This window comes from Endozoicomonas sp. ALC020 (assembly GCF_049275935.1).
Lineage (GTDB): Bacteria > Pseudomonadota > Gammaproteobacteria > Pseudomonadales > Endozoicomonadaceae > Endozoicomonas_A.
Window position 1 is genome coordinate 535001 of record NZ_CP184830.1, and the last position, 20985, is coordinate 555985.

15 protein-coding genes and 1 rRNA gene (1 of these 16 running past the window's edge) are annotated in these 20985 nt (G+C 46.8%); 8 read left to right on the forward strand and 8 right to left on the reverse strand.

Annotated elements, in window-relative coordinates:
- Together ACOJUO_RS02000 and dacB are read right to left on the reverse strand one after the other, a co-directional pair.
- Positions 1-310: ribosomal RNA gene (locus ACOJUO_RS02000) — 16S ribosomal RNA — on the reverse strand; it reaches 1247 nt to the left of the window's first position.
- 582 nt (positions 311-892) lie between these two features.
- Positions 893-2299, reverse strand: coding sequence for a D-alanyl-D-alanine carboxypeptidase/D-alanyl-D-alanine endopeptidase (dacB, locus tag ACOJUO_RS02005; protein WP_422135078.1), 1407 nt, complete (start codon positions 2297-2299; stop codon positions 893-895).
- Positions 2300-2746: 447 nt separating this feature from the next.
- Between dacB and ACOJUO_RS02010 the strand changes: the two genes are divergently transcribed.
- The 3 genes from ACOJUO_RS02010 to ACOJUO_RS02020 all read left to right on the forward strand — a co-directional run bounded on the left by ACOJUO_RS02010 (position 2747) and on the right by ACOJUO_RS02020 (position 7825).
- Complete coding sequence (locus tag ACOJUO_RS02010) at positions 2747-5125, forward strand: Lon protease family protein (RefSeq protein ID WP_422135079.1); 2379 nt, start codon at positions 2747-2749, stop codon at positions 5123-5125.
- A gap of 143 nt (positions 5126-5268) precedes the next feature.
- The gene (locus tag ACOJUO_RS02015) at positions 5269-6927 is read left to right on the forward strand and encodes a hypothetical protein (protein WP_422138761.1); all 1659 of its coding nucleotides are present in this window, start codon (positions 5269-5271) and stop codon (positions 6925-6927) included.
- Positions 6928-7186: 259 nt separating this feature from the next.
- The gene (locus tag ACOJUO_RS02020) at positions 7187-7825 is read left to right on the forward strand and encodes a histidine phosphatase family protein (protein ID WP_422138762.1); all 639 of its coding nucleotides are present in this window, start codon (positions 7187-7189) and stop codon (positions 7823-7825) included.
- Positions 7826-7865: 40 nt separating this feature from the next.
- On the opposite strand, the gene ACOJUO_RS02025 is transcribed toward ACOJUO_RS02020, so the two are convergent.
- On the reverse strand, positions 7866-8027 hold the full coding sequence (locus tag ACOJUO_RS02025) for a DM13 domain-containing protein (RefSeq protein WP_422138763.1): 162 nt from the start codon (positions 8025-8027) through the stop codon (positions 7866-7868).
- A gap of 158 nt (positions 8028-8185) precedes the next feature.
- Positions 8186-8686: a cupin domain-containing protein gene (locus ACOJUO_RS02030; protein WP_422138764.1), complete on the reverse strand. Its 501-nt coding sequence runs from the start codon at positions 8684-8686 to the stop codon at positions 8186-8188.
- Between the two features lie 341 nt (positions 8687-9027).
- On the opposite strand from ACOJUO_RS02030, the gene ACOJUO_RS02035 reads away from it, so the two are divergent.
- The gene (locus ACOJUO_RS02035) at positions 9028-9636 is read left to right on the forward strand and encodes a hypothetical protein (protein ID WP_422138765.1); all 609 of its coding nucleotides are present in this window, start codon (positions 9028-9030) and stop codon (positions 9634-9636) included.
- A 344-nt stretch (positions 9637-9980) separates the two neighbouring features.
- Here the strand turns inward: ACOJUO_RS02035 and ACOJUO_RS02040 are convergent, their stop codons facing one another.
- Positions 9981-11291: a WD40 repeat domain-containing protein gene (locus ACOJUO_RS02040; protein ID WP_422138766.1), complete on the reverse strand. Its 1311-nt coding sequence runs from the start codon at positions 11289-11291 to the stop codon at positions 9981-9983.
- 365 nt (positions 11292-11656) lie between these two features.
- Here ACOJUO_RS02040 and ACOJUO_RS02045 point away from each other — a divergent pair, with 365 nt between their 5' ends.
- Together ACOJUO_RS02045 and ACOJUO_RS02050 are read left to right on the forward strand one after the other, a co-directional pair.
- Positions 11657-12478, forward strand: coding sequence for an HpcH/HpaI aldolase family protein (locus tag ACOJUO_RS02045; RefSeq protein WP_422135086.1), 822 nt, complete (start codon positions 11657-11659; stop codon positions 12476-12478).
- Complete coding sequence (locus ACOJUO_RS02050) at positions 12435-13769, forward strand: FAD-dependent oxidoreductase (protein WP_422138767.1); 1335 nt, start codon at positions 12435-12437, stop codon at positions 13767-13769. Before ACOJUO_RS02045 ends, ACOJUO_RS02050 begins: the two co-directional genes overlap by 44 nt.
- 75 nt (positions 13770-13844) lie before the next feature.
- Here the strand turns inward: ACOJUO_RS02050 and amrS are convergent, their stop codons facing one another.
- Positions 13845-14939: an AmmeMemoRadiSam system radical SAM enzyme gene (gene amrS, locus ACOJUO_RS02055; RefSeq protein WP_422138768.1), complete on the reverse strand. Its 1095-nt coding sequence runs from the start codon at positions 14937-14939 to the stop codon at positions 13845-13847.
- Positions 14940-15002: 63 nt separating this feature from the next.
- Here amrS and amrB point away from each other — a divergent pair, with 63 nt between their 5' ends.
- Both amrB and amrA read left to right on the forward strand, forming a co-directional pair.
- The gene (amrB, locus tag ACOJUO_RS02060) at positions 15003-15782 is read left to right on the forward strand and encodes an AmmeMemoRadiSam system protein B (protein WP_422138769.1); all 780 of its coding nucleotides are present in this window, start codon (positions 15003-15005) and stop codon (positions 15780-15782) included.
- Between the two features lie 81 nt (positions 15783-15863).
- Entirely contained in the window at positions 15864-16433 is a 570-nt protein-coding gene (gene amrA / locus ACOJUO_RS02065) for an AmmeMemoRadiSam system protein A (RefSeq protein ID WP_422138770.1), read from the forward strand.
- 72 nt (positions 16434-16505) lie between these two features.
- On the opposite strand, the gene glgX is transcribed toward amrA, so the two are convergent.
- Both glgX and glgB read right to left on the reverse strand, forming a co-directional pair.
- A complete protein-coding gene (gene glgX / locus ACOJUO_RS02070) occupies positions 16506-18671 on the reverse strand; it encodes a glycogen debranching protein GlgX (RefSeq protein WP_422138771.1) in 2166 nt (721 codons plus the stop codon).
- A 15-nt stretch (positions 18672-18686) separates the two neighbouring features.
- Complete coding sequence (glgB, locus tag ACOJUO_RS02075) at positions 18687-20897, reverse strand: 1,4-alpha-glucan branching protein GlgB (RefSeq protein WP_422138772.1); 2211 nt, start codon at positions 20895-20897, stop codon at positions 18687-18689.
- Between the last annotated feature and the right edge of the window lie 88 nt (positions 20898-20985).

Consider the following 20985-nt stretch of genomic DNA (forward strand, 5'->3'; position numbering starts at 1 on the left):
GACCAGCTACGGATCGTCGCCTTGGTAGGCCTTTACCCCACCAACCAGCTAATCCGACGCAGGCTCATCCGATAGCGCAAGGTTCCGAAGAGTCCCCTGCTTTCCCCCCTCTTCCGAAAAAGAGTAGGACGTATGCGGTATTAATCCGGATTTCTCCGGGCTATCCCCCACTACCGGGCAGATTCCTACGTGTTACGCACCCGTCCGCCGCTCGTCATCTTCCAGCAAGCTGGAAATGTTACCGCTCGACTTGCATGTGTTAGGCCTGCCGCCAGCGTTCAATCTGAGCCATGATCAAACTCTTCAGTTTAAATCGTTTTGTCAGCTGCCCCGAAGAACATGCTGACTGCTCAATCTTTGCAATTAAACGTACATGTTAGAATTAACGAGTATGTTCGCTTGCTTGATCAGCATTTAAATCATTTCAGAGCAAAGCTCTGTTGACCGATGCCATTCGCACAAGCGCCCACACGAATTGTCTGATAATTTGTTAAAGAACTGGATTAAAACAAGAAGGTTTTAACCGGCTGAACCAGCGGTCAGCGCTGTTCAGCGAGGCGCTCATCTTACCTTGGCGCTGGTTGTTGTCAAGCACCTGTTTTTCAAGCCACTTTTCAACTTGCCGGGACCGCATTCGTTCACTCAGTGAGCGTTGCGTTTCTGTCTCAGCGGCGGTGCATTCTACGCTGTTCGATACAATTGTCAATCACCGTTTTAAACGTTGTTGCAATGGATCGTTGCGTGCCCGTTAAGAGCCATGCACCATTCAGTGGAGGCGCATTATAATTGCGGGATCAAAGATAGCAACAACGGCAAACACCTACCGCAGACAACAATGACTCACTCATGGATAATGGAAGCCACTTCGAAAGGGGGGGGGGGAAAGCATGATTCAGACCTTTCCTTCCTTGGACAAAGCTTTTAGAAATGAACGACGGAAAACTCTGATGTCTTTGCGAAAAGCTTTCATTTGTTCACGACTGGCTGGTAGAGGAGGCATCAGACCATTAAGGATCACAGCAAACACCAAGGGCTTTCCATCAGGCTGGAATACATAACCAGCCACACTGCTGACGCCACTCATATAACCGGTTTTGAACCACATTTCCTTACGATCACGAGCGCTCAGCCAAGGACTTTTTTCCCCCCATCGTGACCAACCAAACATCAGCACATCAACCAGGGTCGACGCACTGATAAAGTTGTATCGGGAAAGCCCGGAACCGTCTACCAACCTGCTGGTTCGAAAACCAACACCTTTGCCTCCCAGAACTTCCCGCGCTGTTTCAATACCTGAGGCATAAGATCCCGGCTTGCCAGAGGTTTCGTAACCTACTGTTTTCAGAATGCTGTCAGAGTACAGGTTGTCAGAATTCTTTAACACCGGTTTGAGTAGCTGCGGTAAAAACTCGGATCTATGTTCTGCCAGAACAAAAGGCAAATCCATCCCGGGACGACCCACAATGACTCTGCCTTTTAATTCGACACCCTTTTTTTGCAGCCGATCTTTCACATACCGCTTAACCGTTCTCTCTACATTGTTCACAGAAAAAGCGAGGCGAACAGGCGATGATTTGGGGCTGATACAGCCCTGTAGACGGTACTCCTTATCCCTTGAGGGGCGAACTTCAAGACGGCAATTTTCTTCAGAATGGGTGCGTACCTGATTATCAATGGCCAGAAACCAGTCTGGCTGATCGTATTGGATGGACGTTCTGGAACCTTCTTTTTTGCCTGGTTTCAGCCAGCCGTAGAAACAGTTCCGGTCCAGAATCATGGCGGCTGCCGGTGCTGCAAAACAGATGTTCAGATCATCCCAGCTGACGCCACCAGCGCGGTCATAGCCTGTAAAGACAGCTCCATCCAGCCAGAGGTCTCCATGAATAGATTTGACCCCCCGCTTTTTCAGCTGGCCAACAAGCTCATCCAGATGTTTCCGTCTCAAAGAAGGATCACCACTGAACACAAGAGCTACGGGCCCATTAACAATACCTTTTCGGATAGGTCGGTCGCGGGTTACGAGCTGGGTAGTGTATTGAAATTTATCGCCCAGAACCTCATAAGCCAGTGTGGCCGTCACTACTTTCAGAACGCTGGCAGGCACCAGATTGTGATGAGCCCCCTGTTCAAAAACAACCCGGCCACTGGCAGGGTCTTTGACCTGAATGGAGTGAACACTACCCGGTGGTAACCCCCCTACCAGTTTCTGCAACTCTTTAACCAGCTGCGGTGAAGCCTGAGCACTGTGAAATGAAAAAATAAAAAAAACTGTTAGCAGGCATGACAGAAATCTCAACATGATGACCTCAATTTCCTGGCAACCTCAGAGGACCTTCGCAAAGATGCATACACAAACGATATAAAACTTACGTACTACATTTTGTTCTGAAGCAATCCCACACTTTTACTCAATGTCACTTCAACGATCGACACTGAACATCTCATCATTTAAGTTAACGCTATTACTCAGAAAATTAGAAGCAAGTTCTTGTAACAAATAACCGCTAAAAAAGCCGCTTTTATCCTCCAACCTCAATTGGCAACAGAATTCATGACAGTTAGATAAAAAAAGCATTATGCTATCCGTACGGGTTATCCAAAGAGACTGATGACCTGGCAGCCTACCGGCTAATGGTTTTTCCGGCAGGTTAAGAATCCATCAAAGCAGAGCGGCTTATGATTGATCCTATGGTGCTCTGCGACGTAGAAATGACCCAGAGAACTCATTAGTTAACGGCAGGCCTTAGTGAAAAAGCTTAAACTTTCAACCAGTCAACTCATTGCGAAACAGCCGGTCAAAGAACTTGGGTTCAAGTCCACCGACGATCTTGAGAAATATGCGGGTATCCTCGGCCAGGAAAGAGCAACCAGTGCCATTCAATTCGGCGTAGCCATGCACCGAACGGGCTACAACATCTATGTGATGGGGGAGTCCGGTACAGGCAGGATGTCCTACCTGAGAAAATATCTGGAATCTGAAGCCAAGCTCCAGACGCCACCTGACGACTGGATTTATATCAATAACTTCGACACTCCTCGTGAACCAAAGATTTTGACGCTTCCCGCAGGAGCGGGCGAGCCTTTGCAGAAAGATTTTGATCAGTTTGTTGACAGTCTCATGCTGACCTTTCCGGCAGCGTTTGAAAACCCGACCTATCAGCAAAAGAAAAGCGTTATTGAGCGTGATTTCAACCGAAGCTATGACCACGCCATTGATCAGATTGAACAGGAAGCCCTGAAACGGAACATTGCCTTGTTTCGCGAAGCGGGCTCCCTCAGCTTTACCCCTATGCATGAGGGTAAGGCGATGGACGAAACCGAATTTGCCCAGCTCCCGGATAAAAAACGGTCCAAATTCAATAAAGACATCAGTGAACTGGAATCAATACTGAACGACTCACTGGTTGAACTTCCGCAATGGAAAAGGGAATCCAACGAGAAACTACAAAAGCTCAATCAGGAAACCATTGACCAGGCCCTGGAACCTCTGCTCAAACCCCTGAATAAAAAGTACAACAATCAGAAGTCGGTGCTGGGGTATCTTGAGGCCGTTAAAAATCACCTGCACCGCACCGTTATTGATATTCTTGCTGATGACCGCAACATGGAGTCCAAGGATGACTCAAGCAAACGACAGTCACTGGTTGAACTCTATGCACCCAACCTGCTGATTGGCCATTCTGCCAGCGGTGCTGCACCCGTCGTGTATGAGTCTCACCCTAACTACAAGAACCTGTTTGGTCGTATTGAATACGCCAGCGAGATGGGTGCCCTGGTGACCAATTACCGACAGATTTGCCCTGGTTCTCTGCATAAAGCCAATGGTGGCTACTTGTTGCTGGACGCTAACAAGTTGCTGGAAGAACCTTTTGTCTGGGAAGCACTAAAAAGAGCCCTGAAACAGAAAGAGCTGACTATTGAATCTCCGTACTCAGAGATGGGGCTGCTCAACACCATTACCCTGAACCCGGAGTCCATCCCTCTCAACATCAAGATCATCCTTGTCGGTTCCAGAGATATTTATTACCTCTTGCAACAGCTTGATCCGGATTTCCACGAAATATTCAGAGTTCTGGTCGATTTTGATGACCGGATTACACGAGACAGGGAATCGGTACATGCTTTTGCCCAACTGTTAAAAAACCGTGCAGATGATGAAAACTACCCGGCCCTGACGGCTGCGGCCGTTGCCCGCCTCGTCGAACACAGTTCGAGAATGGCTGAACACCAGGGTGAGATGTCTGCCAGGATAGGCGATCTGTTCGACCTGCTGGCAGAAGCAGACTTCATTCGTCGTATGAGCCGTGGCCGCAAGATCAACAACGAACATATTGACCGGGCCCTGGCCGCCAAGTCTGAGCGCACCGGACGTGTCAGCCAACAGATTCTCGACGAGATGATTGAAGGCAGCATCCTGATCGATACCAAAGGAGAAAAGATCGGCAAGATCAACGGGCTCACTGTCATGTCTATCGGGGATACCAGCTTTGGTTCTGCAGCCAGAATTACGGCAGCCGTCTACCCGGGATCCCAGGGGATTGTCGATATTGAACGGGAAGTCTCTCTGGGTCAGGCCATTCATTCAAAGGGGGTTATGATCCTGACTGGCTATCTGGGCAGCAAATACGCCCAGAAATTCCCTCTGGCTATCTCGGCCAGCCTGACCATGGAGCAATCCTACGGTTATATTGATGGTGACAGCGCCACTCTGGCTGAACTTTGCTGCCTGGTGTCCGCTCTGACCAATACGCCTATCAAACAGGGTTTTGCCGTCACCGGCTCCATGAACCAGCATGGGGAAGTTCAGGCAATTGGCGGTGTTAATGAAAAGATTGAGGGCTTCTTTGATCTTTGTAACGCCCGTGGCCTGACAGGTGAGCAGGGCGTCATTATCCCTGCCACCAACCTCCGAAACCTGATGCTCCACCAGAAAGTGGTCGATGCTGTAAAAGCAGGCAATTTCAGTGTTTATGCAGTCAATCATGCTGACGAAGCCATGGAGCTTCTGACCGGTTGCAAGCCTGGCACACTGAACAGTCGTGGTCAGTACACAAAAGACTCCATCAATTACAAAGTTCTGGAGCGCCTGAAAGAAATTTCTGAACTCTCCAAGGAAGGCAGCTGACGCCAATCGCGCTTGACCGACTTTAGCTGGTCAAGCGCGAGAATCATCGTGCCTTATCCTCGAAAACTTGCGCATAATTTGGATGGATAGATATAGCTACGGCGTCTAGGCTTCCCTTCTAAATTTCTTTGGAAGTTCAGAACATGATTAATCAGCAGTGTTTGTTGACCCGATTCATCGCCCCAGTATTCCTGTTACAAACTCTGATTCAACAGCTCGAAGCGTCGACTCAATCTCCAACGGTCTCCTCTTCTACACCCCTTACGATAGTCGACTGCGACTCTCTGCTTGACCCCAAGCCCCTCCTCTCAGAGCATTCGACGGTGCTTCAGCAACGGCTAAAAATGGATTCAGCACTTGTTAACAAACGACAGTGTACTATTCTCAGTGCCAAACCGACCGAGAATTTAAATGAGTTGATAGAACGGATACCTGAGAACACTGTTATACTGCTCTCCTCTGAAATGGTCATGCCAATGACACCCTCTCCATCGGATAGCTCTTTACATACGACAGCACCTGTTGTAACTCCGGTTGAATACTTTATTAGCAGTGCAATACGTTTGAAAAACGGTCAGGACATTATTGGAGCAGCCGAAAATGGTTTTGATATCATCATCAGGGATCGACCGGGATATAAAGACAAATATATGGTCAGGATCGGAACCACTGACAATTTCCAGCCTGGTGAAACAAAAAACAGCAATATAAAACACGTTAATTTTCAGCCAGACCGAGAGAATAACCACCCCTCAATTGACTCCATTGTTTTTGCAGAGTGCTACAACCGGAAACTGATTTTAGAAGGGAACATTTTTCATCTTCCCATCCGTGCCGCAGTTGTCCTTGACTGCAGAAAATCTCTGGATGCGTCTGCCAATGGTGAGATCCGGGGTCCGGGCTTGCAGTTCTCTGTCAACCTGATCACAGGTGAAAAATACAGCACGATTAACAACCACTATTTCCCACATTTAATTCCGGATCATGGGATATTTATTAATCTTCCCGAGATCAGCAACCAGTCAGAGCCATTAGTTGTCAAGTCGAACAGTTTCATCGGCAATATGGCAGAAGCGGGTGAGTTTAGAATAGCATCTGGAAGCAGCATGGATATTATCAGCAACGAAGTCGACATTTCCAATGTCGGCTTCAGTCGTCACGACCCTGCTCGCAAAGGTGGTTTTGTTCTTACCGGAGATATCGAAGGTTCCGAAATAATCAAAGCAGGACTTCCACGTTTTTACATGATTGCAAATCATATCGGTGTAACATGGACAGCTATAACCATTTGGGGAGGGCTTGAACTGAACCTGGTTTGTAACCATCTGCAAGCAGTCAATCCATGGTGGCAACCCCTGAAACCATTCAGCCTGAAAGCAGTTCACAAATCACTGGAAGATCTTGGCGAACAAAAACTGTCAGAACATAAAGTACGAGAACTGTGCGAAAGACCTGTGAGTTCCAGCATTGTCATGTCAACCCCCACACGCAACCCGATGGTGAATACATGGTCTGCTATCAACGGTTCCACTCTTTCTGCCTGCAGAGGACTGTTCAACCTTGAAGGCAAGCTATTCTTTGACACAGAAATCTGCCAGCCAGTCGCCCCACCCTATGATTCCGGAGCAAGCTCAAACCCCGGTACAAAAATAGCCCAGGATAAAAGCGCACTCAATAGTTCATCTGCGAGAGCCACTGCTGTTATCTTTGCTTTGAATGCTACTGCTACCTTTGTTTTGAATGCTGTTATTATCGTTACTTTGGATTTCGCGTTCTGTCTGACCGCAATCTTGGCTCTGTAACCTGAATTCAATCGTCTCTGCGATTTCAGAGCAGGGGCGATGGAGTCTGAACTGCGTCAGTATAGAAAACAGCAAGCTACTTATACCTATTCTTTAGTGCACCACGCCCAAACCCGACAAGTGGCATTTCTCTATCCATGTGCGCTTCCGTCATAAATCCGTAATATATGTGGCTTACTCTGCGTTGATTAACACTGTTTTGGAGAGGCGGTGATTCGATACATTACCTCTCTCAAAGAATTGTCGCACAACACCTTATATGCTTAAAAAGACATTGATTGCCCTGGCTGGTCTGACCGTTTCAGCGTCAGCAGCCTGGTCCTTTCTGCAGCCTGAGCCCACTGTTAGCCTGGCTGAAAATGATAAAAGACTGTTTGATCTACAGGTTCACTGGGTTCAAGGTAATGTCGTTGCACTGGTCAGACACGCTGAACGCTGTGATCGCTCCGACAACCTGTGTCTTGATGGGGAAACCGGTATCACCGTTCCCGGCAAGGCAGAGGCTATTGCCGTCGGCCAGAAATTTAATCACTTACCCGAGCAAACAACCATCGTCTACAACAGCCCTGTCAAACGAACCCACCAGACTGCTGACCTGATGTTTGGTGAGGAAGCGACCATTACTCAAAACTGGCTTCGTGAAGGCTGTAAAGAGAACCTTTATAGCGATATTTTCAAATACAAGGAAGAAGGCAAAAACCTGATTCTGGTGACCCATAGCACCTGTATCGACAAGTTAGGTGAAGCCCAGAACGATGATCTCGTGGTCATGGACATACACGACAAGTCTACATACAACGCAACCATCTTCCTTGCGGTCAATAAAGAAGAAAAAAATGCCCACACCCTGGGTTATCTTTTTGCCAATGAATGGGACGAGGCGTTTAACGAAAGTTAAGCCATCAATTCTGCCGGACTTCAACAAGTCCGGCTCCATTCTATCGATACCTGGCCGCAGTGATAAACTCGCCAAAGGTCTCACACCAAACGACAACAGTATTGTATGAATTGATATTGATATTCGAGGGGACAGTTACATTGACATCCTCCCCGCCGTGAAGAGGGTGTCGCAAAAGGGTATGGTCAGCAGGATATATCAAGATCGTCGTTCCCGCGCAGGCGGGAACCCACCACGAACAGTGGATCTCCGCCTTCGCGGAGATGACGGTTTGAAGCTTGAAGCGTTTTAATTGACCTTTTGCGACACCCTCTCAAAGTACGGGGTTTTACGCTCATTCGATAAATTTTTTCATAGCTTTTACCGTGTCAATCGCTCAATCAGAACAGCATGCTCAGGGAAGCTATTCAACAGCTGCTCAGCTGAAGGCATTTCAAAGTCCGCAAAGTCAAAGCCCGGAGCAACGGTACAACCAGAAAGAACGTACGAAGAAGGATCACTTACCTCTACCGCAAAAAAACAGCCTGCAGGTACTATAAACTGTGGAACTTCACCATCCAGAATGGTGCGTCCGAGCCTTGCAGTGGAATAGCTTCCCTCCGGATCAATAATATGGATAATCAATGATGCACCGTCATAGAAATGCCAGACTTCATCTTGCTGAATTCGATGAAACGCGGAAAAATCCTTACCCTCCAACAAATAATAAATAGCCGTCGAAAAGTTTCGTTCTCCTGAAAACCGATCCGGCAGACTACCATGGGCTAATACTTCATCAGAGCGATAAGTTTCCCGAAAAAAGCCGCCTTCCGGATGAGGCTCAAGCGACAGCGCTTCAATCCAGCCGTTCGCATCCTTCACTGTATGCACCTCCCTTTGATGGAAAGCTTTATAGTGAGTCAACCAGAACAATTCGTAAAGTCAAAGCGCTCTCACTTTTCAGAGGCGGCGCCGCACGACTGCATGGATGCAGGAGCTAGAGCAACGCAGGAGCAGTTGCCGCGTAGGACAGTCTATTCCCGGTCAGCCTCCTGAAATACCAGGCAGAGGCTTAGTTAAAGACAGAATTTGAATTAATCAGGGAAAGTTTAACTGCGCTCACCACCCTTGCTGCAAGCGCTATGTTTTCCAACAGTCTGCAAAAATAATAAAAAAGTGCTACGTTTCGGGGGTAGTTTTCGAAGTCACTAAACCTGAATCACATGAAAAATCACAGAGCAACTTTAATATGTCGAATTATTTTTATTATTTCTGTTTTTTATTCATATAATGCCAATGCATCACTCAACAGTGCGGTCAATAGCTTAATCTCCCTTATTGACGAGATAAGATTAAAACAACATCAATTAAATCAATCAGACACACCTATTTCTTCTGATTTAGAGTTAAATAACAATATTGCATTAATGAGGATATATCACGCATCATTACTTGCCAGACAGAAACCAGGCACAGCGTCTTCAAAAGACATCTTTATAGAAGAAACAAAAAAACAAATTTTTCGTCCCCTCCCTGATGCTTATGCTCAATTTATCATGCAAGTTTTAACTGGGCTAATGTCGTCTGGTGAAGGGGGGAGTTACTTTACATTTCATGGGCATAAAGAAAAATATGGTATTCCACAATCTGAACTTTTTTTTGAAATAGACAGCTTCAATGACGAAGAAATCTCCGAAAAAACAAAAGAACACTTATCAAAAATTTACGAATCATTAAAAAATGATCAGGTTTTTTTAACAACATGCACTAATTTTTACTTAGAAAGTGAGTATAAAACAACTATTGAATTAATAAGCACAGCATTACATTAACATTTAAAATTCAACAAAATATAAGTATCACCTCTAGGAGCCTGACCGAGAATAGACTGCCCTACTGCGGCGGCAGCAAATTGGTCTGAAAATCCGCTTTTGTTCGTCAAATAGCTCGCTATTCTCCTCACAAAACCGAATTTTCATCCTCAATTTTCTGCCGTCCTCGCTACGGGCGCTATTCTCGGTCAGGCTCCTAGGGCGGATTCAAGAGAGAAGAAAAAACCATCATGTTACTGAATAGGTAAATCTGATAAATGAGAGCCACTGATTTTGACAGTTGTTAATGAAATACAACTCAGCCACCAGCTGGCTCTCATATCATTTTTACGATCGAGCCGTCGTTACTTACAGTGGCCGAAAATAGTGCACATTGAGTACTCAGTAGTCAAGTTGGATGGTTCAGGTGTTGTGGATTTATTGACCAGGTTAACTTCTTCTTGGTTAACTTCGTCCGAATTGTCTTCGACCGGATTAATTTCGTATAACCAGATTTTTCCCTCAACCCCGGCCACCGCCATCAACTCACCGTCAGGACTGAAGCTGACGCTATTAACTGTTGATTTTGGATCTTTGATAGAATGTTCTATGGACCACCCATATCCCTGTTTCGATAAAACACTAACATATCCGGAGCCATCATTAATGTCGCTTCCACCTACGACCAAAAGAGACCCATCATTATTGAATGCCATACTGGTTGTGAAACTAGTATCCAGGTAGACAATATCCTGATTGAACATACTGTTGCCGGAACAGGGTGAGTATTCTTCAGATATCATAGGAGTAAAAGACGTTTGATACGGATCTCCTGGTTGACAAGTTCTATTATCTATAAACCTGATTCCACCGAAAGCAGTTGGGGTTGCCAATAAATAACCATCTGGACTCGAAGCGAAACCTCGATAAAACCTTCGTTTTTTCATTTTGGAAGTTTTCACAACTTCACTGGTTGCAAATTCATCGTTTGAATGAAAAGTTTTTATCTGAGAGAAAGTCTTGACAGCCAGTATGTTTTTATCGGAAGTAAAAGTCATTTCAACTGGCTCAATATTATTAATCGTACCAGTGTGCAGAAAATCACCCTTCAAACTGTACACTTTTACATCATGACTGCGTGCAACCGCAAATAATGAACCATCGGAGTTGAAAGAAAAAGGTGGATTCGGGCGAAAATTATCATCAAGCTCATGCACATGCTTGAGTATAAAACCTTTATGGGCATCATAAAATCTGATGACCTTCTCGTTCGTAGATACCGCCAACAATGAACCATCGGGGCTAAATACGGCATTGACTTTATCAAAATTTTCACCAGATGGAATACGAATATATAAACGAATCAATGTATCCTTTTGTAATAGTTGTACATGAGCGGTATTCGAAATATGCTTATGTTTGCACGATACTCCAGCTGCCAGCCAGGAAGCGTCATGATTCCATGAAGTTGAGTGCACGTTACACATAGAGCTCTGACCATCATAGGGATTCACGAACTCAACGGGAGGATTCGCGTTCATTTCAAGGGCCAATTCAATATCCACTTTTTTTGGTGGCTCCTGCGCAGACGTGTCAGCATTAAGTCCTGTAATAGCGACGCAGGACAGTCCAGCCAGCACTGAACAGTTAATCATTTTTCTCCAATAAGACTTCATAATAAGTTTCTCCATTTCGTTTTAATAAAAAAATCCATTTAATCAGGACTCCTTAATTATTTGACCAAGAAACTACAGGTAAGTTCCTTCATTTTCCGAATGATTTTTATTAGAAATTCAAGAATATTGACCATGCAATACGTTTTAACAGGAATTAAAAATCCAGAAGGAGTACAACCGGTTGCTTAAGTACTTACAGGTCATTTTGGCTCATGGTTTCGTGACAGGACAGTGATTGACGCATCCCTGCCAACAACGAATGAAGACGGAATCAGGAATCGGGATTCAGGACCTGAAATCGCGAATTTGGAAAATTCTGTCAATGCTGCCTAGAATTTCAGGATGTCTGAATACAGGACTCTCTGATGCGCAAAAATCTAACGTTATTGAGCTTAAGACAGGGTAAGTTTGCCATCGGAACCTGGCTACAAATGAACAGTTTTCATGCAGCCCGGTTGCTCGCTGGCCAAGGCTTCTTCCACTGGCTACTGCTTGACCTGGAACACACGCCTTACGACTATCCCACTGCCGCCATCATCATGTCGACCATATCTGATATCAGTGACGGGCGTATTACCCCTCTTGTCAGAGTACCGGTTGGCTCCATTGAACATATTAAAAGCGCTCTGGATTGTGGTGCACAGGGCATTATCGTGCCAATGATAAATACCGCTGATGACGTTAAACGAGCAGTCGCCTATGCCCGCTTTCCTCCTGATGGCAAAAGAGGTGGAGGTGGCTTGGCCCCACACCTGGGTTTTGGCGTCAATCGCCCACAATATCTGAGTGCAGCCAACCAGGAGATTCTTGTCGGAATCCAGATAGAAACGAAAGAATCCATTGATAACCTCGACGAAATATTAGATGTGCCTGGTGTAGATCTTTTTTTCATCGGTCCAAATGACTTACACATGTCCCTTGGATTACCCGCCAGGTTCTGGAGTGATGAGCCCACTTTTGTCAGTGCTACCGAGAAAGTCATCAAGGGTTGTAAGAAACGCAATATCCCGGTGGGAACGTTATGCCGTGAAGCATCCCAGGTCAAAGAAAGGATGCAGGATGGGTTGACATTTCTGGGCATGGGCAGTGATGCTCATTTCATGTTAACGTTTGCCGGTCAACAATACGGCCAGCTAAATAACCTTGAAGAACCAGCAGAGACCTGGTGTAACAGCGTTAACCTTTGAGCCTGACCCCATGCTTACCTGTCGCACGCTACATGCTCCTGACAAACAGGATGTTGTCATAGTCGGTGCTGGCCCCGTTGGACTATTGGCAGCAAAATTTTTGGCTGAGTTGGGATTTTTTGTACATGTACTGGAAAAGAATATCAACACCGAAACTACTAATAATTGCAGAACCATCAATTTGTCAATTTCACCAAGAGGTCTCAAAGCACTGAGAGCAGCAGGGCTGGAAACGGAATTCAAAGATATTGCGTTACCGATGGACAGTCGAGCCACTCATCGGAAAGGCAGACCCATAAGTTTGACAAAATACGGAAAAAATTCCTGGTTCAACTATTCAGTAGAAAGAAGTCAATTGCATAAATTATTATTAAAATCAGCGAAAGAGACTCGCAATGTATCAATATGTTTAAATAGTGAGTGCATCAATATTGATAATTCACAAAAAAAGAATAATGTGACTTATATTCAGGCTGGCAAGAAAAATACCCTTGAAGCTGATGCCGTCATCGGTGCAGATGGTGCAAAATCCATAACTCGTAGTTTGATGGCAAAAAGAAACTCTTTTAAACACCAATTTTCATTAATAGATTCTACTTATAAAGAAATTACCATCAAAGAAAAAAACAATTCCTGGGCCATTAATCCAGGTGCCATCCACATTTGGCCTCGCAAGGACTTTTTTATGATTGCGCTTCCCAATTTAAACCACTCCTTCAGAGCTAATTTATTTCTACCCTCAATGGGGAAAATCAGTTTTTCATCCCTCGATTCACCCAAAAAGATTGAAGATTTTTTAAAAGCACAGTTTCCTGACATTTACCCATTCATCAAAGAATCCGGGAGTGAGATATTGGAGAAACAGCAAGGATATGTGTTTAAAGCAGAGTGTGACCGTTATGTTTTTAGAAATAACATTTTATTGATCGGTGATGCTGCACATGCCATCGTTCCTTTTATGGGGCAAGGAGTCAATCTTGGCTTTGAAGATTGCCAATTCTTATTTGATACTCTGAAAAAATACAGCAATAACCTCGATCAAACATTTCAAAAGTTTAACGATGACCGACAGCCTGAAGGATTTGCTGCCAATGTACTCTCGGAACGTAACTACCAAGAGCTGACTGACGCAAAAACCTCCCTATTTAACCTGACCGTAAAAGCAGTCATACCAATTATTAGAAGGCTGTTTCCATCACTGTTACCCCCCCCAGCCATTACCATGGTCAATTTCTTAGATCTCTCATATAGCGAAGTGTTAAAAAAAATCAACCAACGTCATTTCTTTTAGCGGCTATTTCTGAGAAGCCCGCCCGCAAGGTATGACTGCTAAAGGAGGATCACAAACCACTGTCTTATAAAGAGTTCAGGACTTCATTCTCACAGGAATTCTTTTGCTCCCCCAGTCACCGGGCAGCTCTTCAAAAACACCGGCCACCTTTTCACCGCATTGATGGCAGCAACCCGACTTCAGGTTCCAGACACCCATCTGATACCAATCTCGCTCAATCAACAATTGCCCGCAGTTATGACACCAGGTACTCCCCCCCTGACTGTCGTGTACATTGCCGGTGTAGGCATAACGAATGCCTTTTTTGATCGCGATATTTCTTGCCCTGGTAAGGGTATCAGCGGGTGTGTGAGTGTGCTCCATCATTTTCCAGTCAGGATGAAATGCGGTGAAATGTACAGGCACATCAACACCCAGATGTTCAACGATCCATTCACACATACTGTTAAGCTCATGATCAGAATCATTCTCTCCGGGAATCAGCAGAGTGGTTATTTCAAACCATACCTTTGTCTCATGCTTTAGATACTTCAGAGTCTCCAGCACGGGCTGCAAAGACCCGCCACAAATCTTTTTATAGAAAGACTCAGTGAATGCTTTCAGGTCAATATTGGCTGCATCCATACATTCAAAGAAGGCTTCTCTGGGGGCTTCACAGATATAACCGGCACTGACGGCGACAGAGCGGATACCCTGCTCATGAGCGGCAAGCGCAACATCTCTGGCATACTCCAGAAAAATAACCGGGTCGTTGTAGGTAAAAGCCAGACTTCTGCAGCCCGTTGCCAACGCAGCCTGAGCCAGCTGTCCGGGCATGGCCTGATCGGCCAGAGTATCCATTTCCCTGGACTTGCTCATATCCCAGTTCTGGCAAAACTTGCAGGCAAGATTGCAACCTGCCGTGCCAAATGACAACACCGGAGTGCCGGGTAAAAAGTGGTTCAGTGGCTTCTTTTCTATGGGGTCAATGCAAAAACCGCTGGAGCGCCCGTAACTGGTCAACACAATCTGATCCTGATGCCGGGCTCTGACAAAGCAAAGCCCCTGCTGGCCTTCTCTTAACTTGCAGGCTCTGGGGCAGACATCACACTGAATTCGACCATCTTCTAGACTGTGCCAGTACTCAGTGGGAAAATAGTCAGGTGGAGATTGACGAATTCCATTCATCATCACAGTGCCTCGCTCGGTTCGCTGACTATAATTATAGGGCCGTTCATCCGGGGGGTAAGCTCAATGAATATTCGACAACCCGCTGTGTCTGGTGTTTTCTATCCCGACCAGCCAGAACTGCTGAAAACCGTTGTCAATAATCTGATGTCCGAAGCCACTGAGAGAGAACTGTCGCCTAAAGTCCTGATCGTACCTCATGCCGGATACGTCTACTCCGGAGCTGTTGCCGCATCCGGCTACAAACAGTTGAAGACCTACCGCAGCAAGATTAAAAGAGTGGTATTGCTGGGTCCTTCTCATCAGGTTGCGTTTGAAGGGATAGCCCTTCCGGACTGTGAAGCCTACTCAACCCCCATGGGCGATATTCCGCTGGATACCGATACAATCAAAAGTCTGAGTCGTTTCAATCAGGTACATACTCTGGATGCAGCTCATGCCAATGAGCACAGTCTGGAAGTCCAGTGCCCCTTTCTGCAGAGCACCCTGGACAATTTCAAGCTTATTCCCCTGGTTGTGGGTGATGCCTCACCCTTCGCCGTTGCCGAGGTTATAGACTTTCTCTGGGGCGGCGATGAAACCCTGATTGTCATTAGCTCAGATCTCAGTCACTATCTCAGCTATGAAGAAGCCAACCAGCGTGACAGTCTGACGACCAAAGCCATAGAACAAATGAGCGGATGCCTGACCGGGGGACAGGCCTGCGGCAGCTATCCTCTCAATGGTATGCTGAAAATAGCTCAGCGCAGGGGCATGGAAGTCGTGACTCTGGATGTCCGCAACTCCGGCGATACGGCCGGTGATAAAAAACGGGTCGTCGGATATGGGGCCTATGTTATCCAGTAAAAATTACTCGAGTCGATATTATCAGCTGTACACCTGTTTAGTGCTTAAAAGACTGGCCATGGCATGAAAGGATCAACCCGGATGGATCTGAATCTCACAGAACTGGATAAAAAAAACCTGTTACGTCTGGCCAGACACACCATTGCTAAAATCTGTGTTGACGGTGAACCCCCCAAACTTGATTTAACTGAGTTTCCAACAACATTGCAGGCCCATCTTGCTTCATTTGTGACGCTTCAAAAGTTTGGCGAACTCAGAGGCTGTATCGGCACACTGATTCCTCAAAAACCCCTGATAGAAGATATCGCACACAATGCTTTTGCCAGTGCGTTCAGAGACCAGCGTTTTTTTCCTGTCACCGAAAATGAGCTGGCCGATCTGCGTATTGAAATATCTATCCTGACGCCCATGACGGCTATGAAGATTGAAACTGAAGAAGATCTTCTGGCGCAGTTACGCCCGGGAATTGATGGCCTGTTGATCCAGGGGGATCATCACAAGGCCACGTTCCTTCCCCAGGTATGGGAACAACTGACCGAACCTGACCAGTTTCTCCTTCACCTCAAGCACAAAGCCGGACTTCAGCCTCATGAGTGGCCCGCAGATATGGAGTGTTTTTCTTATCAATGTCTCAAATTCAAAGAAGATTAAAACAACAAAAAGAGGATCATAATCATGTGAGCAAAACGAGAATACAGGAGCCATCCCTGCCTCTATCAAAAGTCACCGTCGCTCTTCAATAACCACCAGTGAATTTGCTTCCATCTCAACCCAGCCCCGGGTAAGCAAGGCTTCCCTGGAAAAAGGTGATTCCGAACCAGTATCCAAAAGGCGGGTCCAGTACTTATGGGGTTCGACCTGAGGCAAAGTCACTTTTCTGGACTGCGCTTCATTATTGATCAAAATGTAGAGGTTTTTTTCATCCTCAGAGGTGACCACTGAACTCAGCTTGATACAGAGACAACCCCCACCCAGTTCTCCCAGTTGTGCTTCCGTCAGCTTACTGCCATCCGGCGAATACCAAGCCGTAGCTTTACGACCACCGGCACCACCCAACAGGGGGTGAGTCTTTCGAAAGGATATCAGCTGCCGGACAAATGACTGTAAAACAGCACCATCATCTTCACTGTCCTGCATCCAGCTCCAGTCCAGCCAGGATAAGGGTGAGTCCTGACAGTAGGCATTATTATTACCCTGCTGGCTGTTACCGAACTCATCTCCGGCCATCAACATTGGCGTTCCCCGGGAAAGCATCAGTGTTGCCAGCATGTTTTTTCGAGCCCTCAACCTTCTCGCTTTGATATAGTGATCTTCCGTTTCTCCCTCTACGCCATAATTCCGCGAAAAGTTGTGCTGGTCACCATCCCTGTTCTCCTCGCCATTGGCATGGTTATGACGCTCCTCGAAGGAACAGAGGTCGTTGAGGGTAAAGCCATCGTGGCTGCAAATGTAGTTGATACTGGCTAATGGACGACGTTTACCAAATACATCTTCAGAACCGGTTATCCGCCAGCCCATCTCTGCCAGCCTTCCCCCATCGCCACGCCAATAAGCTCGTGTACTGTCCCTGAAACGATCACTCCACTCCTGCCACGCCTGTGGGAATCCGGACAGTCGATAACCTTCGGGGCCAATATCCCAGGGTTCTGCAATTAATTTAGTGCGGGAAATAACCGGGTCTTGATGTACAGCGCGGAAAAAGGCGCTGTCAAAGCGGAACGCTCGATGCTGTCTGGCAAGTGCAGGAGCCAGGTCAAAGCGGAAACCATCAACCTGATATTCTTCTGCCCAAAGACGCAACGCATCCATGGTCAGCTTCAGGGTCTGGGGACTGTCAAAATTCAGAGTGTTGCCACAACCCGTATAGTTGACGGCAGACAGACGACCATTATGATTGTCCATCAGATAGTAATCACGTTCTGCCAGGCCACGCATACTCAAGCTGGGCCCCCCATAACCTGATTCACAGGTGTGGTTGTAAACCACATCCATAATAACCTCGATACCCGCCCTGTGCAGCTCACGAATCATAGTCTTCATTTCAGTGACCGGGTCCTTGATCGCCAGTGAAGGTTCCGGAGCCATCATACAGAGAGGGTTATATCCCCAGTAATTCCTGAGTCCCATATTTTCAAGGCGTTCTTCATTGACCATAGAGGTCACCGGAAGCAACTCAATTGCGTTGACTCCCAACCTTTTGAGGTAGTCAATCACACTGGGATGGCATAGCCCCAGATAAGTGCCTCTCAATGCTTCCGGTACGTCCGGATGCTGCTGTGTAAACCCTTTCACATGCAGTTCATAAACGATACTGTCGGCTCTGGAAATAGCGGGCTTCTGAACGGACTGCCAGTCGAAAGTCTGTTCTCTCACAACACTTCGTGGCATCAAGGCGGCACTGTCCAGCTCACTCTTGAGCCACTGTTCAGCACTGTTTGCCGATGAAAAACGCTTTACCCTGTAAGTATTGTCTTCAGAGGGGGTATGCCACTGGTAGTCAAATAACGCTTCTGACCACTGGACCTTTCCCCGCACTTCGCGGCTATAAGGGTCCATCAATAGTTTGTGATTGTTAAACCGGGGAGAAATAGAAGGCGACCAGGCTCCTTCGGCACGAAAGCCATAACGCTGACCGACCTCAATACCTTTTACCAAAAGATGCCACACCCCCTGATCAGAAGGCATCATTGCCAGCCTTTCTTCCTCATCATTCTGGCTGAACAGGCAAAGGTAGAGTTGACTGGCATCAGGGGCATAGACGGCAAAGTTAACACCTGTTGCTTCATGGTCAGCTGTTGGCAGGAAATCATCATTTACCCTTGTTGCCCCTTGCAGCTCGGGACACCCCGCAGAAACAGAAATATCTGTCATCACAATCGTTTTTTTCACTCACGGCTGTTGTCGTTAAAAGTTATGGTCCTGTGAAATGGGAAGAGCGCGAGAATCCGGAGCAAGAAACAGGGTCGACAAAGGAGGTAGTGTGACCAAAAGAGAGTGATCATAACTGTGGGTGTGAAAATGCTCGGTATAAAGTACCTTGCTGTTAGCAACGCCACTGCCACCAAAGCTCTGTGCATCGGAATTCAATATTTCTTTCCAGACACCCTCGATGGGTACTCCAATCCTGTAATCTTTCCTTACTTCCGGTGTCATATTGGCCACGACTATAACCGGAGAACCTGAAAAGCTTTTTCGAATAAATACAAATACACTCTGCTGCTGATCGTCAGCCACCACCCAGGCAAACCCATTCTGGTCATAATCGGACTTATACAGCACAGGATAAGACTTATACAGGTGATTTAATGTTTTAACCAGAAGACTGAGCCCCTGACTGTAATGGTTTTTATTGAGCAATGCCCAATCCAGCTGGCCATCATGATCCCACTCCCGGGTACTACCGATCTCAGAACCCATAAACAGCAACTTCTTACCGGGATGCCCGAACATAAAGCCCAGACAGGCACGTAAGTTAGCGTATTTTTGCCACTCATCTCCCGGCATTTTTCCCAGCAGACTGCCCTTACCATGCACCACTTCATCATGAGACAGCGCCAGAATAAAATGTTCGCTGTAGTGGTAGGTCATGCTCTGCATCATTTCCCAATGATGATGGTATCGATAAATGGGGTCACGGGCCATATAGCCGAGGGTGTCGTGCATCCACCCCATATTCCATTTGTAGCCAAAGCCCAGCCCCCCGTCGTAGGTAGGCATGGAAACCTTGGGCCAACTGGTAGATTCTTCGGCAATCGATATCTGATCCGGGTAGTGCAGATAGAGTGTTTCGTTCAATTCCTTCAGGAACTGCACCGCTTCAATATGCTCGTTTCCACCCATGCAATTAGGCTCCCACTCCCCTTCGCTTCTGGAATAGTCGAGGTAGAGCATAGAAGCCACCGCATCCACCCGCACACCATCCAGATGAAAACGATCCAGCCAGTACATGGCATTGCTGATCAAAAAATCCTTTACCTCCGGTTTTCCATAGTCGTAGATATGAGATTGCCAGTCGGGATGCCAACCTCTTTTGGGATCAGCATATTCATACAGGGCTGTTCCATCAAAATGACCCAGACCGTGGGGGTCGGAGGGAAAATGAGCAGGTACCCAGTCCAGAATGACACCAATACCAGACTGATGGCAGGCATCAATAAAGGCTTTAAAATCATCCGGATTGCCAAAGCGGCTGGTAGGAGCGAACAGTCCCACCGGTTGATAGCCCCAGGAGCCTGTAAATGGATGTTCCATAAGGGGCATCAGTTCAATATGAGTAAACCCCATCTCGACAACATAAGGGATTAACTGTTCGGCCAGCGCCTTGTAAGTGAGGCTTTTACCCTGTTCCTGGCGCCAGGACCCCAGGTGTACTTCATAGATACTGACCGGCCTGTCCAGACAGGAGTGATGCTTCCAGTGACAGTCTTCCCACTCATAGTTCAGGTGATCGTAAACAATGGAAGCATTACCGGGTGGCTGCTCGGCATAGTAGCCATAGGGATCGGCCTTGTGAGGCAGTAAATCCCCCTGCTGGCTGCGAATTTCATATTTGTAGAGATCACCCGCCTTCACATTCGGGAGAAAGAGACACCAGACCCCGTCGTCCGAGCTGGCCATGGGGTGAACTCTGCCGTCCCAGCCATTAAAACTGCCCACCAGACTGACGCTTCTCGCATGGGGTGCGTAGACCCTGAAGATCACCCCTTCTATGGAAACTTTCTCCTCAGGGTGCAACGAAACCAGGTGCGCGCCCATATAACGATAGTTTCGATAAGGCTCACGGTGAACATGACTCAGGGTGTAAGACTGAAACTGGTAGGGGTCCATTAATGTATACGACTGATGATCTTTATTTGTGATCACCAGTTGATACAGAAAAACAGAACAGCATTCTGGCGGTACCAGCTCGAACAATCCCGGAGCGATCTGAACCATTTCACCTATGGCTTCACCGGAAGTAAAGGCGATGACACTGACAGCACTGGCATCTGGCCTCCAGACCCTAAGCAACAGGCCGCCGCCTTCAGGACGCTCATGAAACCCCAGAATATTAAACGGCTCGGCACAGTGACAATTCAGCAGTTGACCGACCAGCGCTTCGACAGAATCAGGCATACAGGGAACGGCTTCTGTTTATTCAGTCTGAGGTATTATAGGAGCCCACTCAAAAATCGACAGGCTCCTGAAAAAAATGCTCTAAAGC